Annotated in this window: 6 protein-coding genes and 1 pseudogene; 3 read left to right on the top strand and 4 right to left on the bottom strand. The window is 30.7% G+C overall.

What is annotated here, in order from left to right; genetic code table 11:
* From ACVC2P_RS16630 to ACVC2P_RS16620, 3 genes and pseudogenes are all read left to right on the top strand, one after another.
* A pseudogene (locus ACVC2P_RS16630) lies at nt 1–337 on the top strand (thioredoxin domain-containing protein); the annotation flags it as partial.
* Between the two features lie 2 nt (nt 338–339).
* Nucleotides 340–705 carry a DUF1304 domain-containing protein gene (locus ACVC2P_RS16625; protein WP_452599579.1) on the top strand — a complete coding sequence of 122 codons (366 nt, stop codon included), beginning with the start codon at nt 340–342 and terminating at the stop codon, nt 703–705.
* A 113-nt stretch (nt 706–818) separates the two neighbouring features.
* Nucleotides 819–1,631 (top strand): mechanosensitive ion channel family protein, encoded by an 813-nt coding sequence (locus ACVC2P_RS16620; protein WP_452599578.1) that lies wholly within the window; start codon nt 819–821, stop codon nt 1,629–1,631.
* A 1-nt stretch (nt 1,632) separates the two neighbouring features.
* Here the strand turns inward: ACVC2P_RS16620 and tsaB are convergent, their stop codons facing one another.
* The 4 genes from tsaB to ACVC2P_RS16600 all read right to left on the bottom strand — a co-directional run bounded on the left by tsaB (nt 1,633) and on the right by ACVC2P_RS16600 (nt 5,962).
* Nucleotides 1,633–2,310, bottom strand: coding sequence for a tRNA (adenosine(37)-N6)-threonylcarbamoyltransferase complex dimerization subunit type 1 TsaB (gene tsaB, locus ACVC2P_RS16615; protein WP_452599577.1), 678 nt, complete (start codon nt 2,308–2,310; stop codon nt 1,633–1,635).
* A 1-nt stretch (nt 2,311) separates the two neighbouring features.
* On the bottom strand, nt 2,312–3,640 hold the full coding sequence (locus tag ACVC2P_RS16610; RefSeq protein WP_452599576.1) for a TolC family protein: 1,329 nt from the start codon (nt 3,638–3,640) through the stop codon (nt 2,312–2,314).
* On the bottom strand, nt 3,633–4,757 hold the full coding sequence (locus ACVC2P_RS16605) for an efflux RND transporter periplasmic adaptor subunit (RefSeq protein WP_452599575.1): 1,125 nt from the start codon (nt 4,755–4,757) through the stop codon (nt 3,633–3,635). Before ACVC2P_RS16605 ends, ACVC2P_RS16610 begins: the two co-directional genes overlap by 8 nt.
* Nucleotides 4,758–4,834: 77 nt before the next feature.
* On the bottom strand, nt 4,835–5,962 hold the full coding sequence (locus tag ACVC2P_RS16600; RefSeq protein WP_452599574.1) for an ABC transporter permease: 1,128 nt from the start codon (nt 5,960–5,962) through the stop codon (nt 4,835–4,837).
* Nucleotides 5,963–5,964: the final 2 nt, after the last annotated feature.

Raw genomic sequence — 5,964 nt, 5'->3', positions numbered from 1 at the left:
TTACAAAACAGCTACAACAATGTTAAATAATGTAAAACCTGAAATAAAAGATTATGGCTCTGGTTTTTCTAATTGGTTAGATTTAATGTTAAACTATACCAATCCTTTTTACGAAGTAGCCATTGTTGGCGCATCTGTTTCAGAGAAAATTTCAGAATTAAACACTACTTATATCCCTAATAAACTTATTGTAGGCAGTAAAACTGAAAGTAAACTACCTTTACTAGAAAATAGATATGTTGATGGAGAAACTTTAATATATGTTTGCGTAAATAATGCTTGTAAACTACCTGTATCTGAAGTTAGTAAAGCGTCTAGTTTAATACAAAATAAATGATTATGAAACTACTAACAACTATTTTAATTTTGTTTGTTGCTTTTGAGCATTTCTACTTTTTAATTTTAGAAATGTTTCTTTGGACCAAACCAAAGGGGATTAAAACTTTTGGCCTAAAAAATAAAGAGTTTGCTGAAGACACAAAAGTACTGGCCGCTAACCAAGGTCTATATAACGGTATTTTAGTAGCTGGTATAATTTACTCTCTTATTATAAATGCAACAAATTTTTTAATTTTCTTTTTAACATCTATAGTTATAGCCGGTATATATGGAGCATATTCTACGCGAAAGATTAGATTATTTTACGTACAATCTATTCCTGCATTATTAGCTTTAGTTCTTTTAATTATTAACCTTTATCTTTAGGCATTTCTTCGATAAAATAAACCATTTATCGATTAATTAAAATAAACACTTATAAGCTACTTACTTAAAATCTGTAGTTATTTAATTTTAACTTTATATAAAAATATAATATAATGGAAGTACAAAAATGGATTGACAAAGGTATAGAATTCGCATCTGAGTATGGGATTAGAATTATTGGGGCTATAGCCATTTGGATTATTGGATCTTGGATTATTAAGAAAATAATGAAGGCAAGCAATAAATTAATGTCTGTTAGAGAATACGACGAAAGTCTGAAACGTTTTTTATTAAACTTAATTAACTGGGTTTTAAAAATATTACTAATCCTCTCAATTTTAGCTAAATTAGGCGTGGAGACAACCTCTTTTGCTGCTATTCTAGCTTCTGTTGGTTTAGCGATAGGGTTAGCTTTACAAGGGTCTCTAGGCAATTTCGCAGGTGGTGTATTATTAATGATTTTTAAGCCTATTAAAATAGGTGATTTAATTGAAGCTCAAGGAGAAATTGGTGTTGTTAAAGAAATTGAGATTTTTACAACTAAACTAACAGGACTGTCAAATCGTGAAATCATTATTCCAAATGGTGCATTATCTAATGGAAACATAATTAACTACACTACTGAAGGTACTCGTCGTGTAGATTTAGTATTTGGAGTTGGTTATGATAGCGACATTAAAAAAACTAAACAGGTATTAATGGACGTTTTAACGTCTAACCCTAAAGTTTTAAAAGATCCCGCGCCTACAGTAAACGTAATGGAATTAGCAGACAGCTCTATTAATTTTGCGGTACGCCCATGGTGTAATGCAGAAGATTATTGGGATGTTTACTTTGAAACAACTGAAAATACAAAAGAAGCTCTAGACGCAGCTGGTATAGAAATACCATATCCACATGCTGTTGAGATACAAAAAGAGGCTTAATTTATTTTTTAGGCTTAGGTTTTAAAGCTACAAAATCTTTTAAATAATAAGGTTCAAAATAAGCGACATCTTCGATGTCGTTTTTTTTGTACTTATTATAAGCTAATACACTCATTTGCTCAGCTGAGGGTAATTTCCCTTCTATAAACACAGCATTTTCATGTTGTATTAGTCCTTTTGTTTTTTCTACACCATTACCAATAAAATATACTTTTTGAGAGTTTAGGTAATTTAAAAACGAGTTTTCATCAAGTATTTGTGCTTCAATTTCTCTTTTCTGCTCAAATGATGAAGAAAAAACTGCAGAATAAACTTCCATACGTCTAGCATCTAACATTGGTACAATAACACCATTAGTTATATTTACTTGATTAGCCAAAGCTTCTAAGGTAGACACAGAGATGAGTGGTATATTTAATGCAAAACAAAGTCCTTTTGCAGCCGAAACTCCTATACGTAAACCTGTGTAAGATCCAGGCCCCTTACTTACTGCTATAGCATCTAATTGAGAGCGGTTTATTTTAGATGCTTTTAATATATTCTCTATAAATACATGTAATTGTTCTGCATGCGAATAATTAGTATTATAATCTTCTTTTAAAAGCAAAGTCTCTCCTTCTTTTGAAAGAGAGACCGAACAATTTGTTGTTGCTGTTTCTATACTTAATATTAGTGCCAAATTATTGTGTAATTGGTTTTCCTATGTAAAAGTCTAACACTTTAGTTTTAAACACAAAATCATACTTTGCGTTTATTAATGAAGACTCTGCATTTATTAATCTAATCCTTGCTTGCTCTAACTCAAAAGCATTCATAGCGCCTATATTATATCGTTCTTGAGCATTACTAAATGATAACTGTTGAGCTTCTAACGATTTTGTAGCTGCTTGAAATGTTTTTAGTGCTGCTTGCGCATCTGTAAAAGAGCGCTGTATGTTTGCTTCTAGTGCTAATTTAGCTTCATTTAATGCTAGTTTTGAGTTTTCTTCTTGTATTCTAGATTTAGCTACAGCTGTTTTATTAGAAAATCTAGAAAAAATAGGAATACTTACATTAAGGTTAAAACTATGGGCTCTTTGATCATTTAACTGGGTAAATAATGCGGCTTCATCATCCCTTAAGTTAGTAAAAAAGGCATTAGTACTGTAACCATAGCCAAGACTTACTGTTGGTAAAAATCCACTTTTTGATATTTCTGTATTTAACTCTGCATTTTCAATATTTTTTTCTGCAACTTTTATTTCTCCTCGATTAGAAAAAGCATAATCTAATATAGGTTGAATATCGTTATACATTATTGATGCAGATGGTGTATCTATATTTATAATTTCAACATCAAATCCTTCGTATGGGACTTGTAGTAATTGAGATAAAGTTAATAACGATAAATTATAATTATTTTCTGCGACGGTTACACTTTGAGAGTCATTACTAAGTGTCGCTTCTGTATCGTATATATTGGCTTTAGGTTGCACTCCTGCATCTACTAAATCTTTTACTTGCTGTAATTGTTTTTCTGTAAAAGCATATTGAGCTTTTGCAGTTTCTAAACGCTCTTTATTAAATAATATATTTAAATACGAATTAACTACGTTTAATGAAATATCATCTCTAATTCTTTTTAATTCTAAATCACTTGTTTCTCTTGTTAATAGCGATTGCTTGTATAAGTTTGTTCTTCTAAAACCATTAAATATAGTATAATTAGCACCTATACTTATACTTGTACTATTAGACGAACGGTCTACGAATTGTCCTGGAAATACTTCTGTATTACCTAAACCAAGAGATTGCCCAACACTTCCACTAACACCTGGTAAAAATTGTCCTTTTGCAGCTTTAATATCTTGGTCGTTTAACAGTAATGCATTTTGAGCTCTTTTAACCGAAATATTATTTTCTATCGCATGATTTACACATTCGGTTAGTGTCCATTTTTTACCTTGTGCAAATGTTGATACACTAACAAGTAATGCTAAAACTAATATTGTTATATTTCTATTATTCATCGTCTTCATCGTTATTATCGTCTTTTGATGCTTTATTCCATACCTTTATTTTATCTCCTTCTGCTACTCCATCTTCAAGAATTTCTACATTTATACCATCAGACAATCCTAATACCACATTTTTCTTTTCAAATTTACCATCTTCTTTTTGAATTTCAACATATGGCTTCTCTGTTATTCTGTTAAATTGTAATAAAGATTCTTTTATCACTAAAACACTGTCTTTACTTGCCATTTCTATTTCAGCATTAGCACTATACCCTGCTCTAATTTTAGTTGAAGGTTCTACTTCTACATCTGCTTTAATTGTAAATTGTACAGCGCCATTTTCTTCTTTTCCTTTAGGTGCTACAAATGTAAGTTTTGCTGGAAAATCTTTTTCATTTATGGCTCCTAAAATTACTTTAATATCTTTACCTTCTTCTAACTTGCCTACTTCAGCCTCATCCACTTTTCCTTCAAAAATCATTTTACTCATATCTGCAATAGTAGCGATTGTTGTTCCTGCATTAAAATTGTTACTTTCTATAACTTGATCTCCTTCTCTTACAGGTATTTCTAATATAGTACCAGGTATTAAAGCTGTAATTGTTGTATTTGCAGAACCTCCTCCAGATAGAGACCCTCTTTTTATAATTTGATAATTATTTTGAGCTTGGTTTAAATTTTCTTTTGATTGGTTAAAACTTAACTCACTATTTTCAAAATCTTGCTTAGAGATCACACCTTTATCGAAAAGTGTTTTATTTCTTTCATAAATTATTTTTGCATTATTGTAAGCTATTTTAGCTGATGAAATTTGTCCATTAGCTCCTACTAAACTTTGTTCGTTTGGTACAACTCTAATTTTAGCTATTACATCTCCTTTCTTTACTATATCGCCCTCTTCAACCATTATTTTATCTATAATTCCAGAGATTTGAGGTTTTAATTCTACTTCTTCTTCTGGGTTTAATTTTCCTGTTGCAACAACTTTGGTTTGCATAGATGAGTAAAATGGCTCTGATACTTTAAATTCTTCTACAGATTTCTCATTAGAGTCTTTAAAATATTTTAATACGAATAACAAGGCTACTAGTAACCCTAATCCTAAAATGATTTTTAATGCTTTTTTCATTTTTTATTTAATTTTTGCTGTTGGTTGAAAACATATTGTTTTTAAATACATTTTCGTTTTTATTTTGATTGATTTATTTATTCTTCTCTTAATGCGTCTATAGGTTTTATACTGGTTGCTTTAAATGCTGGTATTAACCCTATCAAAGTTCCTAAAACGACTAATATTACTAATGCTATAAATACTACTCCTATGGATACGGATGCATTTACCATCCATGCTTCGTCTCCCTGCCCTATGGTTGCATCTATTAGTATTAAAATCCAGCCTCCACTTAATATTCCAAAAAAGCCTGCAATTAGTGTGATAAAAACAGCTTCTACAACTATTTGTCTTTTAATTTCAAAAGGTGTTGCTCCTATTGCTCTACGTACTCCAATTTCTTTGGTTCGTTCTTTAACTGTTATTAATAAAATATTACCTATGGCAAATACCCCAGCTATTAAGGTAGCAATACCTACAAACCAAGTTAGAAACTGCATTCCTGTTAAAAATCCAGTCATTTTACCAAACATACTACCCAAATTGAAGCTACCAAAAGCACGTTTGTCTTTTGGGTGGATTCTGTTTAAGTTTTTTAATAGTAATTTGGCGTCTGCTTCTATTTGTTTTATATCGTATTCTGGTTTCCCAGTAATCATCATCCAACCTATTTCTTCTCCTTGATTATATATTTGCTGAAAGGTTGTAAATGGAATGTGTATGTCGCTAGATGGCCCCATATTTACATTTCCTACTTCAAATATACCAACAACTTTAAAATTAATACTGTTTACTTGTATATACTCGCCTATAGCTTCTTCATCTTTTTCGAAAAGTTGCTTGTACATGTCTTCTGAAATAACAGCAACTTTTTTATTATCGTTAATATCGTTTTGGTTTATAAAACGACCTTTTAACATTTTCTTTTTCTGTACTTTATCTAATAATGGATAATCGCCGTTTACTGAAAAGTTTCCTGATAAAAAATTTCTAACTACTAAAGCCCCACTTTGGTTTCTAGGCACAACAAACTCTATTCCTTCTATATTCTCTTCTACTTTTTTGGCATCAGATAATGATAAACGGACTCTTTTCCCTTCTTGAAATCCTTTAAATGGTTTACTTGTATTTTGCCCCCATACAAAAACGCTATTTGTAGCAAAGCTTCCAAATAATCTATTAAATGAGTTCTCTATTCCTCTTGCCGACCCTAAAAGGCCTATAA

This window comes from Pontimicrobium sp. MEBiC01747, assembly GCF_053601635.1.
Note: the sequence above shows the minus strand (reverse complement) of the source record. Positions and strands in the feature narration are given on the sequence as shown.